The organism is Aliamphritea hakodatensis, from assembly GCF_024347195.1.
GTDB classification, from domain to species: Bacteria; Pseudomonadota; Gammaproteobacteria; order Pseudomonadales; family Balneatricaceae; genus Amphritea; species Amphritea hakodatensis.
Window position 1 is genome coordinate 520045 of record NZ_AP025281.1, and the last position, 19696, is coordinate 539740.

The following is a 19696-nucleotide window of genomic DNA, read 5'->3' on the forward strand; positions in this document are numbered from 1 at the left end:
TGCCATATGGATAAGCATCCCTGGGATCATCATTCCGATCAGCCCTATCCTATACGGGACCGGGCATACAAAAAACGGATGAAACGCCGTCACCGGAAAGATCTGATTAAGCTTTTTATCGCCAGTTTAATGGTGTTTCCCATTGCTTTGCTGCACTTTCTCTTTAACCGTAAAACCGGCATGCAGCAGGTTGATCAGTCGTTTTTTGGGCTGTGTGTCAATCTGGATAAAGGTGAAGAGCAGTTCCGGCTGCTTGATGAGCTGGGTTGTCAGACTGTGCAGATCAGAGTCTTCCTGAGTGATTATACCCGGCGCAAGGATGAGTATCTGGCCTTTGTGAAACGCTGTCAGGGACGGCATATTCTCATTACCCTGGTACAGGATGCTGACTGTATTAATGACCACCGGTTGCTGCGGGCTGTGCTGGAGGATGTATTCTCCGCCTTCAGTGGTCTGTGCAGTGAGTATCAGGTGGGCAATACCATCAACCGTACCAAGTGGGGTTTTTTCTCGGTCAGGCAGTATCTGGACTTTTACCAGGTTGCTCAGCAACTTAAAGATGAGAAGTACCCGCAGCTGACCTTAGTTGGGCCTTCTGTTATCGACTTTGAATATCACTACCTTATCCGGGCGATGTTCAGCCGTGCCAATGTGCGTTTTGACAAGGTTTCTTCACTGCTCTATGTCGACCGCAGGGGGGCTCCGGAAAATACCCAGTTGGGGATCTTCGATACAGTTAACAAGATCCACCTGTTGCACAGTATCTGCCGGTTAAGCCCGAAAAGCTCTGAGCGGATATTGCTCACAGAAGTGAACTGGCCGTTATCCGGCACCGCACCCTGGGCACCGACCAGTGAGACAGAGTGTGTCGGTGAAGAGGATTACGCCCGCTTTTTATTGCGTTACCATCTGTTGGCGCTGGCCAGCGGCAAGGTCGAGACGGTTTACTGGCACCAGTTAATTGCGCCGGGCTATGGTCTGATCGATAACCGGGAGGGTATCCGCTACCGCACTGCGTTTAAGGTGTATCAGGCGATGCTGCAGCGTTTAAGCGGTGCTGAACAGCTTCGCTATACGGAAGCTGATGGCTGGCACTCTCTTGAGTTTATTCAGCAGGGCTGCAAAGGCCGTGTGGTCTGGAGTGAATGTGGACAGCAGCCAGTGGCAAGCCTGATTAGGCCTGGCGAGACGGCGTTTGATCTGTTTGGTGAGCCTGCAGGTGCTGACCTGCAGGTGGGTCCTGACCCTGCTTATCTGGTCCGGTCTGTTTGATCCGGTCTGTTTAATCGGGCCAGCTTAATCGCTGGCCGATGGCCGGTTTTGTACCTGAAACAGCATCTGGCTGAGGATAATCAGCAGGCCTGTATACATGATGATGCCGTTATTCAGGAAGATCATATCCTGCGTCAGGTTGGCAATAGCGAACACCAGTCCAAAGCAAAGCAGGGCATAAGCGTAGGGTTTTTCTTCAGCGCTGCCCCGGCGGATCGCTGCAGCAGCAATGTAAACCGGTAGCCACAGGAAGGCGCATAAAATCGCCAGACCAATCAGCCCGCGGCGGGCGACGGTATTCATGTAGGCATTATGCGAACTGTCATATTGTGTAATGGACTCTGAGAAGCGCCCTGAATCAACCTGTAGTGCTTTGTATTCGATTAATCGGTTTTTTCCCACTCCTGTTACAGGCGATGTTGCGGCAACCTCACCGGCAATCTGCCACAGGTTGAGGCGGATACTGGTTGAAGTATTGGCCTGAGCATCATGAGTTGACAGTTCTGCTATAGCACGTTCCAGCCGTTCAGTTGTTGTTGAATTCAGTAGTAACGTAACACTGGCTAACAGGCAGCCTCCAAAAATCACTAAAACAGTTTTTTTCAGGCTGAATCTGAACTTATGTACCTGCAGGGCGATCAGGCAAAGTGCCAGCAAAGGAAGGGCAATGATGCTGCCCCGGCTCTGAGATAAAATCCCCGCATAAACAGCGCCGCAACAGAGCAGGCAGCACAGCACATACAGCATAACCTGGCGGTGGGAGTCTGTATTGCGTGTAGCACACAGAGCAATGCCGGCTGTGCCGATTGCAATTGCAATCGCCCCATACTGAATAGCGTTGACGTCACCGTTCACCCGGGGAACGCCCAGATAGAATTTTTCGTACACCGACTGCATTAGCAGCACGACAGCACTGAACATAAAGCTGTAAATCAGTTGTTGCCGGCCCGGACGCAGGGCATTACACAGCAACAGGGCCGGTATTAAGAGAAGCACTTTCGCCGGGGCATCCAGTATTCTCGGTTTCACGTCGTGGAGGACGACTTCCATGATGAAGCTGAACACATAGAGTGCAGAAATGATGAGGAGCAGTTTTTCCGGGCGGCTCAGGTTAATTTGCTGCCGCACTTGTTTGCTGAAAAAAAATACATAACTGGCGAGAATTAACAGGCTGGCCAGGTTATAGCTGCCTTCGAAGGTGACACTGACCAGTACAAAAAAACTCAGGACAAAACTGAGGTAATAGCGGCCTGCAGTAACAACATTCAGATTGCTCATTGTTTTACAGGTGTTGATAACAAGGCATTTGCCTGTGTTACTTCCCAGTTTATAAATGTGCGTTGTAAGTCGATGAACATCGAAATTTTCTGTTGTGACAGATGGGAGTTACTTACCGCTGCATCAAGCATCAGAGTGTCGTTGTGCCATGGATAGAGTTTACTGGTGTCGTACAGGTTGACAGTGCCTGCACTGTTTATCCAAATTGATTCGTTATAACCGAAGTTACGTTGCGGGTCGTCCCGGGTCATCAGCAGATCCCGGCCACCAATAGTGAAGTACTGCCTGCCGCTCAGACTCAGGTTGTAAAGCGTTGGCATAATATCTTTATGTGAACCAATTCGTCGGTTGTCGTACAGAAATTCCCGGCTGTTGAGGATACTGTCCGGAACTCGCAGGTAAAATGGTACGGCGCTGTCCAGCATGGATTCTTCCGGCAGCTTTGCTTCAAAGCGGCGCATCTGGTGGTCGCCGGTAGCTGCGATGACGGTGTGATCGGCCAGTTTATCGCTGGCTTTTACGGCACCGATAAAGCGTCCGAGGCTGTCCGCGGCGTACTGGAAGGTGTTAAGGATATTATCCAGTTCAATCTCTCCGCCCCCGGCCCGTGCCTGATATTCAGCTGATACTTCAACCGGGCCCGCAGTGTAGGTATCCGGAGTGAAATAAGGCGGATGGTTACTGACTGTCAGGATGTTGATAAATAGCGGTTGCTCTGATTCATCGAGCAGTTTTTTGGCCAGTTTAAAGGCGTATTCATCCGGTACTCCCCAGGCGGTTAGCTGACCTTTGGCCTGAGGATATTCCTTCATCAGGAAATTCTGATCATAGACCTTATCAACGCCCTGTAATGGCAGGTAGTTCACCAGATTACGCCACATCATATTGCCGGGGGAAATAAAAACCGTTTTATAACCGGCTTTTTTGTAGGGGCGGAAAATGCTGCCGGCCAGCGGGGTTTTCTGAGCAGAGGAATGACTGATACTGGGAACCGGGCTGTTGAACAGAATAGCTGCCAGGGACGGTGCCGTGCCATTACCCGCAGAGACGAAACGTTTATATAAAAAGTCAGATTCGAAGTGTGGCCGCAGTGAGCCAAGAAGGTCATTATTCTGCGGATTGTCCAACTCAAGAATGTTGGACCCCATGCTTTCCATGAGCGCGAGAATGACGTGTGGTGGCTGCGCTTCAAGGTACGGATTGATGGCTGAGGTTTGTTGCAGCGCTTTATTGCCAAAGAGCTTCATGTTCAGCTGTTCAACGTCGGCAATCTCAACGGCATCGAACTTTGCATCTTTACGTTTATCTTTGTTCGCCCAACTGATGGCGATCAGACCGTTAGGGGTCAGTTTGTTCAGGATGTTCAGATCAGAAATCTGCGCGTTACTCCGGCGCAGTGGGAATGTATCTACAGACCCCCGGGAAGCTACGGCAAACAGGCTGAAGAATATCAGACCGTAACTGATCGCTGTGGTTTTTGACCAGACCGTCGTGACCGGCTTTTTGGCAGACAGAAGCCGGAGCAGGAAGGTGGCGATGATGGCTGCGAGAAGTGCCCGGATAACCGGATAGTCCTGCCAGATATTTGCCAGTACGGCGGCGGTGTCGTCTTCCGCCAGACCAAAGATGAAAATATCAAAATGGTTATGATAGGTTTCGTAGTAATAATAATTACTGATAGAAATCAGGGTGAAGCCAAAAATGACCAGCAGGCTGTAGCCGCGGGCGAAGGCGCTGAAGCCTTTCCAGAATTTCCCAAAGGCGGCAAATGCCAGGCCGGCTAAATACACCGGGACCATAAAAATAGTACTGGCCTTGAGGTCAAACAATAAACCGGTTGTAAACAGTTTTATCAGATCGGCTTCTTTGCCTGCCAGTTTGTCGGTATCCACAAAGGCAATAAACATGGCCAGGCGGGCCAGCAGTAAAATAATGACCGCCGCCAGAACAGTTTCAAAAATAGTTCGGCTGAGCTCTCGGTAACGTAACTGATACATATGTTCTTTTAAAATTCTGACGGCTAAAAATTGGTCACATAATATCATGAAGCGTTAACGTTCAGATATCGGGTGTGCCGTTAAGTTGTGATCCCGGATCAACTGGCCGGAAATTTTTCCAGATGCTGCTGTAAACGGGCTTGTATGACGTTTAACTGCTTTCTGATTTTGTAGGTGCGCAGTGGCCGGCAGTGGCGGTAAATGAAAAACTTCAAGCCCGGATGCCGTGAACCGATCCCGTCTATCACACTGATCCGGTAACTGCCGTCTTCCTGTAGGGGTAATAAAATATTGGCAAAGCCAACGTCGACAAACAGGATTGAATTTTCATGCAGGTAGCCCGCGAGTCGTTCAAGTAAGGTCCGGATAAGTGCTTCACTGAGGCGCTTCTGCTCAAGGGCTTCCAACAGGCTGACTGCGTCGCTGCCGTCATGGTTGCATACCCGCTCAAAAATGAGGCCTGGACCCAGATCTGTTTCAGTTTGTCCGAAGTAGCCGGCGAGCATACTCAGGTCTGCTTTTGCTGCCAACAGATGCTGATAATAGACACTTTCAATCCGGTTTTGCTTTCTGTTTTTCCCGCCTTTGAACGCGACTTTAATGACTTTACTGTCGTCAGTCGGATGCAGGTAACAGCGGCGCTCGGAGCCCTGGCCAAGAACGGGAGAGTGTCTGAGATGTATCAATGTTAGGACTCTGATCGCCCCGGAGTTGTCATGCCTGGGGTCATTGGTTAGTATTGTCCGGACTACATTCCTTCCCTGGTTGCAACCCTCTGTGAATAACATTTCCTGTGTCATTATCGCTAAAAATGCCGCCGGCTCACTGCCGAAAACATTGGATTCGTTGGCGGATTTCAGCGAGGTAGTAGTATACGATAACGGTTCAACCGATGCTACGAAAGAGATCGCCTGCCAGTATGCCAATGTGAAGCTGGTGTGCGGTGAGTTTTACGGCTTTGGTGAAACCAAAAATCATGCCGCTTCCTTTGCCAGCCATGACTGGATTTTGTCGCTGGATGCAGATGAGGTGGTGACCCCGGAGTTACTGAGTGCTATTGCATCTGTCGAATTGCAACCGGAAAAAGTTTACCGTCTTGTGCGGGTGAATTATTACCGGGATCATGAAATCCGATATTGCTGGAAGCAGGAACATCTGACCCGTCTTTATCACCGGGGAAAGACGAATTTTAACGACTATAAAGTCCATGAGTTCGTGCTGGATGAGGGTTTTGATGTTGTAGTGCTGGATGGCATTCTGAAGCACTATCCGTATGCAAACCTGGGCGATTTTCTGCAAAAAGCAGATCGCTATTCAACGCTGTTTGCACAGGAGCGGTGCGGGAAAAAGCAGTCTTCTCCTGTTAAGGCTGTGATCAGCGCCTGGTTTTCTTTCCTGAAAAAATACCTGTTTAAGCTGGGGTTCCTTGATGGCTATCCCGGTCTGGTTATTTCCGTGTCACACATGGTGACCAACTTTTATAAATATCTGAAACTGTACGAAGCCAATAAAGACCGTGCAGACCTGCGCAAGCCTGAGGTATAGCGTGAAACGGATTGCTCATTTAAATTTCGCCAAAGGTTTTCGCGGCGGTGAACGTCAGACCATGCTGCTGATTGAAACACTGGCTGCACGTGGCTATACACAGCAACTGTTTGTCCGGCACGATTCTGAACTGGCGCAGCGTTGCCGTTCGGTGCCAGGGCTGACCATAGTGGCGTTGAGTAAGCCGTATATTGCCGGCTGGCGGGCGCTGCGGGATACGGATTTATTGCACGCGCATGAGACCAAGGGAGCCCAGGTTGCCTGTCTGATGAATTGCCTGTTCGGGGTAAAGTACATCGTTACCCGCCGGGTGGATAATACGATAAAAGATAATTTCTTTACCCGGATGATGTATGCCCGTGCCAGCAGAAGTGTGGCGCTGTCTTCGGTTATCCGGGATATGATTCTGGAGCGTTCCCCGGATGCCCAGGTGGATGTCATCCCTAGTGCCTCGACCCATTTCTCTCCTGATCCGGATCAGGTGGCTGCCCTCCGCGAACGGTTTGCCGGCCGTTACCTGATCGGCAATATCGGTGAGCTGGATAATACCCATAAAGGTCAGAAGTATCTTATCGAAGCCTTCAAAGAGCTGCCGGAAGACGAGCCTTACAGCCTGATTTTGCTGGGGAAAGGGAAGGACGAAGAGGCTTACCGGCAGCAGGCTGAAGGGATGGATAACATCATTTTTGAGGGCTATGTGAATAATGTTGGTGACTACATCGCCTGTATGGATCTGTTTGTATTTCCTTCGCAGAATGAAGGGTTAGGTTCTGTATTGCTGGATGTGATGGAGCAGAAAGTGCCAGTTATCGCTTCGGATGTCGGGGGCATTCCTGATCTGGTGACACATGAAAAGACCGGGTTGCTGGTGCCACCGGGGGATTCCCGGGGGCTGAATCAGGCCATTCAGCGTCTCCAGGGGGATGCAACGCTGTCCGGTTTGCTGGCAGAGCAGGCCAGCCAGCAGTTACCGTTATTTTCGGTCACCGCAATGGCGGATTCCTATGAGGCTTTATATGAAGATGCAATTAAAGTAGCGGGTTTTTAGTCGCATTATTAATATGCCTGATGGGTCAAAGTATATATCGTAAGTTGAGAATTTTTGATGAAAGTATTTGTAATTAGCTTAAAGCAATCAACAGAGAGGCGGGAAGTTGTACGTCAAATGCTTGATGAGGATGATGTCTCTTTTGAGTTTTTTGATGCGGTTGATCTGAGTACTAGTGATATATATAGCCGATATAATAAAGAGGAAACTCTGAAGAAAAAGGGATATGTTCTTACCGATCCAGAGTTAGGATGCTTTGCAAGTCATCGTGCGTTATGGCAGAAATGTGTTGATTTAGAAGAGCCTTTGCTTATTTTAGAGGATAACTTGCAGCTTAATAGTAGTATTCGTAATAGTTTAAGTTTATTAGGTAAAAGAGTCGAAGGTTTAGGTATTATTAAACTAGGCTGTATATTTGATTACGATTATTTTTCAGTCCATAGATTAAATGAAGAATTTGAAATTGTTAAATATAAGAAAGGGGCATCAGGCACATCAGGTTATATGATTTCTCCTGATGTTGCTAAACATTATCTGGATTGCAGCTCATGTTTTTATCAACCTGTTGATGATTTGATGGAAAATGAGTGGTTGACAAATACTCCGCTTTATTCAGTTTATCCAAGTATCATTTCGCGCAGAGTTACTAAATCAACTATTGGTAACAGGAAAGATAAGAAAAACACAACGTTTTTAATGAAGGTAAGGTCTGAAGCGTATCGAGGATTTTATCGCTTGGGACGGTTTTTGTTCAATGTTAAGTTTTTGTTGAAAATGAAAGTGAAATCCTTTTTTAAGGCTGTTTAGGTTTTTTTATGCTTAGTATGAAACGCTTTGATTTTGTGTGCTTTTTTGTTTTTCTGCCTTGTGTGTGGGTATTTTCTGGCTTGTTCGCTTCTTCCAGCGGTCGAAAGCAAATCGGAGTAATGATACTTGTATCTGTTATCTTAGCTTGTTATAGGTTTGGTGGCGGAAAAAAAATAGTCAGTAACTTTACAGAGAATAAAATACTGTGGTTTTTGCTGGCTGCTTTTGTGTATGGCATTGGTAGCTATTTTACTATTGGGTATAGCAATAGTAATTTAGTGAGTATGCTCTTTATATTGACATTTATGCTGTTTTTGCCCAAGGCTATTTGTACGAAGAACAATCTGAAGTGGCTTGTTGTTATTGGCTCAGTATTTGTTTTTATATCTGCAGTTTATTTTGCAATCATTTTAGGCGAAGGCAGGCGTGGATGGGGTATAAATGTAATACCTTTTACTACATTTTCAGCTGTGTTGGCTGCTTTTTCATTAGTTCTGATTTGCTTTGAAACTGATAAGGTAACGCGACTAATTTATCTTTCTTGTTTTTCTTTAGCTTTACTATCTATATTGATAGGTCAGTCAAGAGGAGTTTTTTTAGCTCTTCTGGTGTCAGGTGTTGTTTCGTTTTTAATTATTTTCGACTGGAAAAAATTTAGTAAAAGGTATGCGTTGGCTGCTATTTTTATGATTTTTTCATTAGGCGCTGTTGTTTATCCTAAGGTTGAGTCTCGGATAATTCAGACTCAAAATGAGTTTGTGAGAATAGCTGATGGTGATTATAGTAGCTCTATCGGTTTACGAATTAAGATGTGGTCAGCTGCCATCGAACTGTCTAAAGTGTCTCCTGCTTTTGGTTTGGGTAAGGGATATATGGATGAGTTTTTGAAGCAGTATGCTGATACTGATGATCCTACCATGAAACCTTTGGTTGAGTTTAAGCCTTCACATTATCATATGCAGTTTTTAACAACGCTGGTTAAAAGAGGCTGGGTAGGGCTGGTCTTGTTGTTATTACCGATGTTTTATCTTTGCTACTACTTTGTCAGATATAAGACGCTGGGTGGGTTGCTATCCTTTTCGATGGTTATGGTTTATGTGGTAGCAGGATTGACTGATAACCCTTTTGGGCATGGGCAGCTTACCATGCTTTTTTGGCTTAATTCTTTTTATCTTGTTAATAACCCTGAGTTCGATCAGCCGTATAAAACTTAGTATGTATAGTGAGTTAAAAATAAAGCGCTAAGGTAAGATATTCTACATGTCAGTAATGATGATTGCCTGACATGTATTATGGCTGTTTTAGCGGTGCGTACAGGGTGTTGTTTATCAGTCCGTTGTTGTAGTACTGAATAAGCGCCTTGGTATAGTCGGTCAGGGGGGCTTTCTTAAGGCTATCTGCCGCGGTACCGTTGAATGGCAGCAACTCCTGCCGGGCAAAATCTTTCGAACTGACCAGTACCTGATTATCCCGGATAAGGTAGTACTGATTATTTTCCTGGAAGAATGCAAAGGGCTTTTGTACCGGTGAAATCAGACTGGTACTGAAAGGCAGCAACTGGCCGAAGTACTTTTTCTGCAGCCCCAGGTAGTCAATAATCGTGGCAGGAATGTCCGTGTGCTGCGCGATCCGCTGGCTGCGCTCTGGCTGAATATGGCCGGCCGGATGATACAGAATAATCGGTACCTGGTGCTGGCCCAGTGCTGTGTTGTACTTCAGTTTGCTGCCTTTGGCGGTATGGTCGGCGGTGATCACGAACAGTGTATTGTCATACCACGGCATGGTGGATGCTTTTTTGAAAAAATTCTCCAGCGCAAAATCAACATAACCCAGTAGCTCATGGATTGGCAGTTCGCCCTTTTGGAACTGACCTTCATACTGCGGTGGCATTTTATACGGATTATGTGAGCTCAGGGTAAAGATACCAGCGATAAAAGGCGCCTGTAACTGGTTGATTTTGTCTGCGGAGAACTGCAGGAAAGGTTCGTCATAGATACCCCAGTTGCCATCAAAATCTTCTTCATGAGGGTATTCTCTGCGGCCGTAGAAGTGCTCGAACCCTAAGCGTTTGGTAATGGAGTCAACATACATGCTGCCGTTATTGGCGCCATGGAAAAAAGCACTGTCGTAGCCTTCCTGCTGCAGGATATTGCCAATACCGATCAGGTTGCTGCTCTGGTACGAGGAACGGACATAGGGAGTTTTGGTAAAATTAGGCAGGCCAGCAATGATTGAGGGCAATGCATCAATGGAACGGCGGCCATTGGCATAGGCCTGATCAAATACCAGCCCTTTTGCCATCAGCGTCTGTAAAAACGGCGCGTAATTCTGCGGGTTGTCTTCCAGGTTCAGATATTCCATCGAAAAGCTTTCAAGGATGATCAGGACCACATTGTCTTTAGTGGGGGCTTTCGCCTGCGCCGGCACTGCCCGGTCCAGCGCCTCGTAGGCTTGCCGGTCATCGCTGAAATAGTCCACTTTCTCCAGACTGCGCTGCCGTTGCCGCATCAGCATGAATGGCGTATTCAGGACCAGATTACCGACAGAGGCTTCCGGCCAGGAAAATGCGTGAATAGGCTTGAGCTGTTTGGGGCCGGTGCTGCCGCGGCCAAGTGCTGCGGTAACCAGCACCAGAATCAGGCAATACGTAAAACGTAAGTACCAGCGGCTGTTGCTCTTTGTTCTGCCGAGAGCCGGTTGCAGGCAGTACTGGCTGGCGATCAGGATAACCAGCCCGATGATGATCATGTACCAGTACTGGAGCGCCAACTGGACAGTCTGATCCTGCAGGTCGCTGGCAAAGCTGAGAACTTCCATGCCTGACCGGCGGCCGGTAAACGGAAAATACACACTGTCCATCAGGTTCAGGGCGATGACCAGCAAACTGGCAAAGAGCATATACGCCCGGCTGCTGAACTGCAGTAATCTGTTCCAGCGGAACACATACATGGGCATGGCAACCAGCAGCCACGGGCTGAGGAGTAGCATAATGCTGACAAGGTCAAAGCGGATGCCGTGCACAAATGCCAGGGCTGTATTTTCAACACTGCTGAGGGCGAAGGTGTCCTGATTGAGCAGGTAAAAGCATAACCGCATGAAGCTGGACAGCAGTGTTAAGCCAAACACAGAAATCAAAAAAATACGGGGCAGGGACGGATTGTTTTGTGCCGGCTGCAGAGGTGTATTGCCAGAGAATAATTTCATAATGTTTACTTGTAGAGTTTCGATTTGCCGTCAGGCTGGGTTTTAAAACGTTTATGAACCCACATATACTGGCTGGGGGCCTTACGGATACTGGACTCCAGCGCTTCATTGATTAGCCGGGCATCCTCTGTTTCATCCCCTGAAGGAAAGTTCTCAACCCGGCTGACTTCCAGGGTGTAGCCTTTATCATCAGGGTTTCTCAGGCAGCTCAGCAGTAACAGCGGAGAGCCGTTTAACCGGGCAATTTTAGTCGTTGCAGTTATGGTTGCCGCCGTCTGACCAAAAAAGGGCACAAATACTTTATCTTTACTGGTGATATCCTGATCCGGTGCGTACCAGATGCAGTTGTTCTTACGCATATGGCGCAACATCAGGCGGGTTTTTGAGCGTTCAAGCGGCTCACTGAAGCGTTGCCGGCCGTTGAAAAAAAACATTTCCAGTAAGGGGTTGTTATGCTTGCGGTACAGGGTACTCACCGGGCGGCCGTAAAATGAAAACAACAGACCACACAGGTCTATATGTGAGTAATGCCCGCCCATCAGAATTACGCCGTTGTTCTGTGACAGGGCTTCATCCAGAATGTCGGCCCCTTTCAGGGCTGTGATGCTGCGGAAAAATGCTTTTGAGCCCCAGTAGGCCCAGGCCATTTCAATCAGGCCAATGCCGTTATTCTGAAAGACTTCACGGACCATCTGCTGTTGCTGGCGCTTGTCCAGCTCCTTAAAACACAGGCGGATATTGACTTCAGTGATGTGCCTTCGTTTCGGCAAAACCCGGTACAGCAGGTTGCCCATGCAGCGGCCCAGGGTAATACCAGCAGAGAAGGGTAACAGCGCTGTGATTCGCAGCAGACCGATCATCAGCCAGACCGGCCAGTACTTAGGGGCTAAAAAATTCCGCCAGGTTAGTTCTTTGTTATCCACAAACCACTCAGTTACTGTAAAATTGGCAAATTAAAAGGTCCACTATTATAAAGTTGGCCTGTCAATAACACTAGTGCGTGCCGGTTTTTTGGCCGATACGTCAGTTTTTATGAGTGAAGGATCTGCGCGTTGGCGAATAAACAGAGTGGCCTTGAAATTTATCTGCGCTTGCTTAGTTACATTAAGCCTTACATCTGGGCTTTTTTATTAAGTGTTTTCGGATTTCTGATTTATGCAGGTACCCAAACAGCCGCTGCAAAATGGCTGGAAGTGTTCGTCGATGCGATCGAAAACGGACAGTATGAATACCGTGGCTATCTGGCTTTAGGCATTCTGCTGGTGTTTTTTGTCCGGGGTGTCGGGGCCTTTCTGGGTAACTACGGTCTGACCTATGTGGCTCGCTACGTGGTGCATTTTCTTCGCCGGGATCTGTTTAACCGACTGCTGGTATTGCCCAGCAGTTTTTACCATCAGAACTCTTCCAGCGACCTGCTGGCCAGGCTTACCTATAACGTTGAGCAGGTGACCGGGGCGGCCACTAACGCCCTGAAGATTGCCATCCGGGAAGGCCTGACCGTCATCGGGCTGTTCGGGTACATGCTCTATCTTAACTGGAAGCTGACGCTGTTGTTTGTGGTCATAGGCCCGGTGGTTGGCGTGGTGGTGGGATATGCTTCGAAACGCATGCGCCGTATCAGTAAAAACGTTCAGGGCAGTGTGGGAGATATTACCGCCTCTGCAGCGGAAGCCATTAAAGGTTATCAGGTGGTACGTATTTTTGGCGGCACCGAGTCGGAAACAAAACGCTTTGAAAAGGCCAGTCAGCGCAACCGTCAGCAGTTTATGAAAATGGTGGTGACCCAGTCGGTGACGACCCCGATTGTACAGATGCTGGTGGCCGGTGTTATTGCGGTGCTTACTTTTCTGGCGATGGAGCCGAGTCTGGTAGAACAAATGAGCACCGGACAGTTTATTGCATTTATCTCTGCAGCCTCACTGATGGCGAAGCCGATACGCCAGTTGACCGAGATTAATGCGACGGTACAGAAAGGTCTGGCGGCAGCGCACAGTCTGTTTGAGGTCATTGATACTGATGCGGAAAAAGATACCGGGCAGCATGCGGTAGAACGTATCAGCGGGCGGATTACCTTTAAGGGGCTGGGGTTCCGGTATGAAGAAAGCGCCCGGGACATCTTACAGAATATCAATCTGGATATTCAGCCGGGTGAAACCATTGCGCTGGTTGGCAAGTCAGGCAGCGGTAAAACCACACTGGCTAACCTGTTACCGCGTTTTTACGATCAGACCCGCGGTGAATTACTGATTGATAACGTGGCCATCGGTGACATTCCCCTGACAGATCTGCGGCGTCAGATTGCGCTGGTGAACCAGCAGGTTGTGCTGTTTGAAGGGACCATCGCGCAGAATATCGCGTATGGCTCCCTGGCTGAACATTCTGAAGAGGCTGTACTGGCCGCAGCTGAAGCTGCCCATGTACTGGAGTTTGCCCGGAACCTGCCTGATGGTCTGGATACGATGATCGGTGAAAACGGGATGCTGCTGTCCGGCGGTCAGCGCCAGCGCATTGCGATTGCCCGGGCCATTCTCAAAGATGCCCCCATTCTGATTCTTGATGAAGCGACGTCAGCGCTGGATACCCAGTCAGAAAGGCATATTCAGGATGCGTTGGAAAACGTTATGCGTGGGCGTACGACGCTGGTGATTGCACACCGGTTATCAACCATTGAAACCGCGGACCGTATTCTGGTGATGGATGCCGGTCAGGTCATCGAACAGGGCTCGCACCGGGAACTGCTGGCGCAGGCCGGGGTCTATGCAAAACTGCACAGTATGCAGTTCAGCGAACAACAGCAATCGGTGGCGCAAGACGGCCATTCGGATCAGTTTACACAAGGTGAAAATTCATGAAGTTTGTAATGCCTCGTTTTGATAAGGCACAGGTGTTGGTGGTAGGGGATCTTATGCTGGATCGCTACTGGCATGGCCCGACGTCACGGATTTCCCCGGAAGCACCGGTCCCTGTGGTAAAAGTTGAACAGAGTGAGGACCGTCCCGGCGGTGCGGCGAACGTGGCGCTGAATATATCAGCGCTGGGTGCCGGTGTATCACTGATTGGTCTGGTAGGTGAAGATGAGGCCGGCAGCGCGCTGGAAACTCAGCTGACGTCTGCGCGGGTTAACTGCCGGTTCTGTGTCAGCAGCAGTGAACCTACTATTACCAAGCTCAGGGTGATGAGCCGTCATCAGCAACTGATCCGGCTTGATTTTGAAGAGCCTTTCGCGGCGAATTACAGTGACGCACTACAGCAACAGACAGGGCCCCTGCTGAACAATGTCGGCGTGATGATTCTGTCCGATTACAACAAGGGTACCCTGAGTGATCCGCAGGCCCTGATCACGCAGGCAAAAGCAGCCGGCGTACCGGTACTGGTGGATCCAAAAGGCAGTAACTTTGACCGTTACCGCGGAGCGACCTTACTGACACCTAACTTAAGTGAGTTTGAAGGGGTTGTGGGGGCCTGTGGGTCTGAGCAGGAACTGGTCAGTAAGGCGCAGCAACTGATTCAGCATCTGGAGCTTGAGGCGCTGCTGGTTACCCGCAGCGAGCAGGGGATGACCCTGATCCGTGCCGGTGAAGGGGAAGTTCATTTTCCCGCCCGTGCCCGGGAAGTCTTTGATGTGACTGGCGCAGGTGACACGGTAATCTCCACGCTGGCCAGTGCGCTGGCAGCCGGTGAGCCGCTGGAAGTGGCGACCGGTCTGGCAAATATGGCGGCCAGCATTGTGGTCGGCAAATTGGGGACTGCGGCGATCAGTGCACCGGAATTGCGCCGGACCGTAAACCGTGAGCTGGGTGCAGAACGGGGTGTGGTCAGTGATGAACAGTTACTGGTTGCGCTGGATGATGCTCGCGCCAGCGGTGAGAAAATCGTCTTTACTAATGGCTGTTTTGATATCTTGCATGCCGGGCATGTGGGCTATCTGAAGCAGGCCAGGGCGCAGGGTGACCGGCTGGTACTGGCGATCAACGATGATGATTCTGTTAAGCGTCTCAAGGGTGAAGGCCGGCCGATTAATCCGGTGGAGCGGCGTAAGGCGGTACTGGCCGGGCTGGAGGCCGTCGACTGGGTCGTAAGTTTCAATGAAGATACCCCTGAGCGCCTGTTGGAACAGGTACGTCCGGATGTGCTGGTGAAAGGCGGTGATTACGGCATTGACGGGGTTGTTGGCGGTGAGTTTGTGCGCAGTTATGGCGGTGAAGTGAAAGTGCTGTCTTTCCTGGATAACTGTTCTACCACGGCCATTGTTGAAAAAATTCAGAACAACGACGACTGATCCTGTCAGCCCTGATGGGCAAACACTTCACTCAGGCGGGTGTTGGCGGGTGTTGGCTGTTGCTGATAACGCCCGTCAATAAATTTTCCCAGCGCATATATCTGCCGGTTATCCAGTTTAGCCAGCCATAACTCCTGATTCAGAACCACGTCCAGCTGTTCCGTTTCCCAGTTATATTCTTCTTCGGCGTGAAGCAGAGACAGTTGTGTATCCGGCAACCGGGTCACTTCTAATGGATAAACCAGTTGTGCAGAACATGTCTGGCTGTGGATATACAGCATCGGATTGCCGGGCAGCAGGCGTTCGTTCATGTAGATGTCTGTCTGGGGCAGGTGTAACGGGTTCCAGGGGCTGCTCTGCAGTTCCAGTAACACTTCACTGCAATAGGTCAGCTCTTTATAGGCGGGGGCCAGCAGATCATTATTCAGGCGGCAGCGGGCAAAGGCCGGGCCGTTTTCCAGTAAGCACTCTTCAGCAATTTCCTGTGCCAGTGTCAGATAGGGGTTGTGTAGTTGCTCATCGGGGATATAGCCGGAAGGCAGTTTCAGTTGCCAGTGATCGTCTTTGAACTGTCTGACCAGAATCAGATAGTCGGTGTTATCTGTCCGGAGGTGAACCTGTGCCGATACCCCCAGGTTTGCGAATGTTCCGGGGATTTTGCTCTGACAGGGTTTGCGCCGTTTTTGCAGGCTATTAAAGTTGATCCGTTCTCCCACGGCGGTGATGTTGATGCCGTGTCGGTAGGGCGCCAGTTCAACGGAACGGGTATGGAACTGCCGGGGATCTTTGTGAGTAATGATCATTGCCGGCGCTCCTTTTGTGCAAAAAAGTATCAGGTCAGATTATTTATACCATGGTTTCTATCGCGCGTTTGACCGCCGCGATGTTTTTTTGCAGATGATCGGGGTTGATTGTACCCACTATGGCACTGTGTACTCCGGGGTGACGGAAAATGAAATTAAAGCTGGCCTGTACCGGATCTTCGCCTTCGTTCAGGCACAGGTGTCCTGATGCCAGGGCTTTTTTGATCAGAATGCCTTTGTGATGCTGGTGGGCATAATCAAGTACCGGTGCTTCATCCGGCTGATTAAGGTTGTAGGTGACCATGGCACAGTCAGACCGTTTCAGGGTTTCAATACCCCCTTCAACGGTTTTGCCAGACATGCCCCCTGCACGTATTTTGCCTTCAGCCTTGAGATCATTCAGGACATCCAGCGCGCCGAATTCATGAATGATCTGCATATCATTGCCATCAGAGTGGATCAGCAGGAGGTCGATATAATCGGTTTCCAGCCGGCGTAAGCTGCGCTCTACACTGCTGCGGATATGCTCAGGGGTGAAAATGTAGGCAGACTCACCGGTGGCGTTATCAAACTCTTCGCCGGCTTTGCTGCAGATAACCCACTGGTCCCGCTGGCCATGCAGCAGCGGGCCAAGCCGGGTTTCACTGGTGCCGTACGCCGGTGCGGTATCAATCAGATTAATGCCGAGATCTTGGCACAGGGCCAGCAGATCAGCGACCTGCCGGTCATCGGGAATCGTGAATCCATTGGGGTACTTAACGCCCTGATCACGGCCAATTTTAACGGTACCCAGCCCTACCGGGCTGATGTCCAGATCGGTACCTGCCAGTCTGGTTTTGATCAAAATAATGTCTCCCATACCGGTGCGGCTATCTGAGGTCGGGGTAACGGAATATCGGTTTCGGTTGCCGTCGGTTTAATGCCCTGTTCATTCAGCAGGCTAAGCACCTGATCACTCATATCCGGTGCCAGTGCCAGCTTGGTGGGCCAGCCAATGATGCCGTTGGCGACGGGCTGGGCAAAGGCGCTGTCCGGACGGCTCAGGGCTGATTGCTTAGGCTCAGCACGGTTAATCCGCAGGGTGCCCCAGCGGGCGTTTGGCAGTTCAACCCAAGGCAACAAGTCCTGTAACAGTTTTTTAGCATAGCTGATTTGCTCATCTTCAGAGCGCTGCACGCCAGTTTCTGCCAGATCACCGCCCAGATACCAGGCCTGTTCGCCATTGTCGGTGGGGTGGCTGGTAATGGTCACCAGCGGTTTACTGCCTGCGCCGATACAGTGGGCGAAGACCGGCAGGTTGGCACTGTGCCGGACAATGACCATGTGTAATGGCCGGCGCTGCATTTCCGGCTGGCTGATCTGCCATTCATTCAGCAGTTGTTCGCTGCCTTCGCCGGCGGTCAGGATATAACGCTGTGCAGTCAGGCGCAGTTGTTGTGATGGCAATTCAAGGGCGGTTATTTCACCTTTGTCGCAGCTGATGTCCAGGTCATCCCTGTTCACCCTGAATATGTAATCCGCGTGGGGCGTGCTGAGGGCACGGATCACGCTGGGAACATTCAGGACCAGTTCGTTCAGCTTGTAGAGGCTGCCGCGAAACTGTTTGTGCTGGAATACCTGTGGCCGGTCCTGCAGGCTGATATCATCTACCCGGCCTTTCAGGGCTTTACTGGCAAAAAAGGTGGTCATCTTGGAGGCCAGTGAACCTTTAGACCAGAGGAAATGTGCCTCAGACAGAACTTCTGCGCTGCTGAGATCGACTTCCCCGTTCCCCTGCAGACACTGTTTCCAGCGGGCAGGCATATCAGCAATGGCGTTAGCTGCCTGGGTCAGCGCGCCGTTGAGGGCATATTTGGTACCGCCGTGAATAATGCCCTGAGAGCGAATGCTCTGACCGCCGCCGAGTTCATCTGTTTCCAGTAAAATGGCCTGATAGCCCTGTGTCCTGAGGCGGTTTAATAACCAGAGGCCGGCAATGCCGCCGCCCAGTATGATCAGATCTGTGTGAATGGTCTGCATGATGTCGCTAAGTGAAGTCTGTGATAGCAATGATTATATCTGCTTTTTTGTGGCTGAAGGTAGCAATGCCGGATCGCTGTGCGCTGTTTAATTCTGCCGGGGCTGATAGAATCTGACCTCTTTATTTGTCGTCAGTTGCATATGATGGGGTGTTGCGGGATTTATGCTACGTATTTTATACAGTTTGGTGCTTTATCTGCTGACACCGGTCATCCTTTTACTGCTTTGGCGCAGGGGCCGGAAATCCCCCGCGTACCGGCAACGCTGGGGGGAGCGGTTCGGGTTCTGTCCGGATGATATAAAGGTACCGCCGTCGCCTTTATGGATTCACAGTGTTTCCGTTGGCGAAACCATTGCCATCGCCCCGATGGTCGGGCGTATTCTGGCGAAGTACCCGCAGATGCCCGTGCTGTTGACGACCATGACGCCCACCGGCAGTGAACGGGTCACGTCGATGTTTGGTGACCGGGTTACTCATGTGTACTGCCCTTACGATTTGCCGGACGCACTGGCCCGTTTTCACAAGCGCTTTAAGCCCCGTGCCTGTGTCATTGTGGAAACGGAATTGTGGCCGAACCTGATTCACAGCTGCCATCACCATCGGGTGCCGGTGCTGGTGGCGAATGCCCGTCTGTCGGCCCGGTCAGCAAAAGGCTATCAGCGGTTCAGCGGCCTGACCCGGCCAATGCTGGAGAAGCTGACGGTCATTGCTGCACAAAATGCGGTGGATGGTGAACGTTTTCGGGCGCTGGGGCTGGCGGAAGACAAGTTACAGGTAACCGGCAGCATTAAGTTTGATATTGAGATGGATCAGAGCAAAACCCTGCTGGGCAGTCAGTTGCGCAGTCAGTGGGGTGAGCAGCGTCCGGTCTGGGCGGCGGCCAGTACCCATGACGATGAGCACCGTCAGATCATTGCCGTTCATCAGGCGTTACTTAGCGTGTTTCCGGCATTGATGCTGGTACTGGTGCCCCGTCATCCTGAGCAGTTTGCTGTTGCGGGGGATCAGGCTGAAGCGGCTGGCCTTAAAGTGTGCCGGCGCAGCAGCGGTGATACCCCGGATGAAAGCACGCAGGTGTTTGTGGGGGATACCTTAGGTGAAATGCTGGGGTTCTGTGCCGCTTCAGACATCGTTTTTGTCGGTGGCAGCCTGATTGAACGCGGCGGCCATAATCCGCTGGAGCCAGCCTTGTTGTCGCGGCCGGTACTGGTCGGCCCGCATTACTTCAATTTCCTGCAGATTACGGATCAGTTGGCTGATGCTGGTGGCCTGAATGTGCTAGCGGATGCGCAGGCGCTGGAATCACGTCTGAACGCCTTGCTGGAGGATGCGGATCAGGCCCGTGAAATGGGGGCAAAAGGGAAGGCGTATCTGGATGCGAATCGCGGCGCCCTCGACAGACTGTTAGCGCTGGTTACCGGGTTGTAGTTTCCAGCGCTGTGC

Annotated in this window: 16 protein-coding genes; 8 read left to right on the top strand and 8 right to left on the bottom strand. The window is 50.4% G+C overall.

Annotated elements, in window-relative coordinates:
• Positions 1-6 precede the first annotated feature (6 nt).
• Positions 7-1272: a hypothetical protein gene (locus PCI15_RS02290; RefSeq protein ID WP_271272757.1), complete on the top strand. Its 1266-nt coding sequence runs from the start codon at positions 7-9 to the stop codon at positions 1270-1272.
• A 24-nt stretch (positions 1273-1296) separates the two neighbouring features.
• Here PCI15_RS02290 and PCI15_RS02295 read toward each other — a convergent pair whose 3' ends face one another.
• From PCI15_RS02295 to PCI15_RS02305, 3 genes are all read right to left on the bottom strand, one after another.
• Positions 1297-2550, bottom strand: coding sequence for an O-antigen ligase family protein (locus tag PCI15_RS02295; RefSeq protein ID WP_271272758.1), 1254 nt, complete (start codon positions 2548-2550; stop codon positions 1297-1299).
• Entirely contained in the window at positions 2547-4547 is a 2001-nt protein-coding gene (locus PCI15_RS02300) for an LTA synthase family protein (protein ID WP_271272759.1), read from the bottom strand. Before PCI15_RS02300 ends, PCI15_RS02295 begins: the two co-directional genes overlap by 4 nt.
• Positions 4548-4645: 98 nt before the next feature.
• Positions 4646-5233 (bottom strand): YrbL family protein, encoded by a 588-nt coding sequence (locus tag PCI15_RS02305; protein WP_271272760.1) that lies wholly within the window; start codon positions 5231-5233, stop codon positions 4646-4648.
• 91 nt (positions 5234-5324) lie between these two features.
• Between PCI15_RS02305 and PCI15_RS02310 the strand changes: the two genes are divergently transcribed.
• The 4 genes from PCI15_RS02310 to PCI15_RS02325 are packed head-to-tail and all read left to right on the top strand — an operon-like array spanning position 5325 to position 9161.
• A complete protein-coding gene (locus tag PCI15_RS02310) occupies positions 5325-6092 on the top strand; it encodes a glycosyltransferase family 2 protein (RefSeq protein ID WP_271272761.1) in 768 nt (255 codons plus the stop codon).
• Position 6093: 1 nt separating this feature from the next.
• Positions 6094-7140, top strand: a complete 1047-nt coding sequence (locus PCI15_RS02315) for a glycosyltransferase family 4 protein (RefSeq protein WP_271272762.1) — start codon at positions 6094-6096, stop codon at positions 7138-7140.
• Between the two features lie 57 nt (positions 7141-7197).
• Positions 7198-7947, top strand: a complete 750-nt coding sequence (locus PCI15_RS02320; RefSeq protein WP_271272763.1) for a glycosyltransferase family 25 protein — start codon at positions 7198-7200, stop codon at positions 7945-7947.
• Between the two features lie 8 nt (positions 7948-7955).
• Entirely contained in the window at positions 7956-9161 is a 1206-nt protein-coding gene (locus tag PCI15_RS02325) for an O-antigen ligase family protein (protein WP_271272764.1), read from the top strand.
• A 76-nt stretch (positions 9162-9237) separates the two neighbouring features.
• Here PCI15_RS02325 and PCI15_RS02330 read toward each other — a convergent pair whose 3' ends face one another.
• Positions 9238-11151 (bottom strand): LTA synthase family protein, encoded by a 1914-nt coding sequence (locus tag PCI15_RS02330; protein WP_271272765.1) that lies wholly within the window; start codon positions 11149-11151, stop codon positions 9238-9240.
• A 5-nt stretch (positions 11152-11156) separates the two neighbouring features.
• Positions 11157-12074: an LpxL/LpxP family acyltransferase gene (locus PCI15_RS02335; protein WP_271272766.1), complete on the bottom strand. Its 918-nt coding sequence runs from the start codon at positions 12072-12074 to the stop codon at positions 11157-11159.
• A 120-nt stretch (positions 12075-12194) separates the two neighbouring features.
• On the opposite strand from PCI15_RS02335, the gene msbA reads away from it, so the two are divergent.
• Together msbA and hldE are read left to right on the top strand one after the other, a co-directional pair.
• Positions 12195-14003: a lipid A export permease/ATP-binding protein MsbA gene (msbA, locus tag PCI15_RS02340; RefSeq protein ID WP_271274571.1), complete on the top strand. Its 1809-nt coding sequence runs from the start codon at positions 12195-12197 to the stop codon at positions 14001-14003.
• Positions 14000-15430 (top strand): bifunctional D-glycero-beta-D-manno-heptose-7-phosphate kinase/D-glycero-beta-D-manno-heptose 1-phosphate adenylyltransferase HldE, encoded by a 1431-nt coding sequence (gene hldE / locus PCI15_RS02345; RefSeq protein WP_271272767.1) that lies wholly within the window; start codon positions 14000-14002, stop codon positions 15428-15430. The genes msbA and hldE overlap by 4 nt, the downstream gene beginning before the upstream one ends.
• Before the next feature lie 5 nt (positions 15431-15435).
• On the opposite strand, the gene PCI15_RS02350 is transcribed toward hldE, so the two are convergent.
• The 3 genes from PCI15_RS02350 to PCI15_RS02360 are packed head-to-tail and all read right to left on the bottom strand — an operon-like array spanning position 15436 to position 18282.
• Complete coding sequence (locus PCI15_RS02350; protein ID WP_271272768.1) at positions 15436-16233, bottom strand: hypothetical protein; 798 nt, start codon at positions 16231-16233, stop codon at positions 15436-15438.
• A 43-nt stretch (positions 16234-16276) separates the two neighbouring features.
• Positions 16277-17092: an aldo/keto reductase gene (locus PCI15_RS02355; RefSeq protein ID WP_271272769.1), complete on the bottom strand. Its 816-nt coding sequence runs from the start codon at positions 17090-17092 to the stop codon at positions 16277-16279.
• Complete coding sequence (locus PCI15_RS02360; RefSeq protein ID WP_271272770.1) at positions 17074-18282, bottom strand: FAD-dependent oxidoreductase; 1209 nt, start codon at positions 18280-18282, stop codon at positions 17074-17076. Before PCI15_RS02360 ends, PCI15_RS02355 begins: the two co-directional genes overlap by 19 nt.
• Positions 18283-18415: 133 nt before the next feature.
• On the opposite strand from PCI15_RS02360, the gene waaA reads away from it, so the two are divergent.
• Positions 18416-19681 carry a lipid IV(A) 3-deoxy-D-manno-octulosonic acid transferase gene (gene waaA, locus PCI15_RS02365; protein WP_271272771.1) on the top strand — a complete coding sequence of 422 codons (1266 nt, stop codon included), beginning with the start codon at positions 18416-18418 and terminating at the stop codon, positions 19679-19681.
• Positions 19682-19696 lie beyond the last annotated feature (15 nt).

Excerpts from the sequence above, each read along its gene's own strand:
- PCI15_RS02290 (WP_271272757.1), top strand. The coding sequence starts at position 7 with ATGGATAAGCATCCCTGGGATCATCATTCCGATCAGCCCTATCCTATA.
- PCI15_RS02330 (WP_271272765.1), bottom strand. The coding sequence starts at position 11,151 with ATGAAATTATTCTCTGGCAATACACCTCTGCAGCCGGCACAAAACAAT.
- PCI15_RS02320 (WP_271272763.1), top strand. The coding sequence starts at position 7,198 with ATGAAAGTATTTGTAATTAGCTTAAAGCAATCAACAGAGAGGCGGGAA.
- PCI15_RS02300 (WP_271272759.1), bottom strand. The coding sequence starts at position 4,547 with ATGTATCAGTTACGTTACCGAGAGCTCAGCCGAACTATTTTTGAAACT.
- PCI15_RS02325 (WP_271272764.1), top strand. The coding sequence starts at position 7,956 with ATGCTTAGTATGAAACGCTTTGATTTTGTGTGCTTTTTTGTTTTTCTG.
- hldE (WP_271272767.1), top strand. The coding sequence starts at position 14,000 with ATGAAGTTTGTAATGCCTCGTTTTGATAAGGCACAGGTGTTGGTGGTA.
- waaA (WP_271272771.1), top strand. The coding sequence starts at position 18,416 with ATGCTACGTATTTTATACAGTTTGGTGCTTTATCTGCTGACACCGGTC.
- PCI15_RS02295 (WP_271272758.1), bottom strand. The coding sequence starts at position 2,550 with ATGAGCAATCTGAATGTTGTTACTGCAGGCCGCTATTACCTCAGTTTT.
- PCI15_RS02350 (WP_271272768.1), bottom strand. The coding sequence starts at position 16,233 with ATGATCATTACTCACAAAGATCCCCGGCAGTTCCATACCCGTTCCGTT.
- PCI15_RS02355 (WP_271272769.1), bottom strand. The coding sequence starts at position 17,092 with ATGGGAGACATTATTTTGATCAAAACCAGACTGGCAGGTACCGATCTG.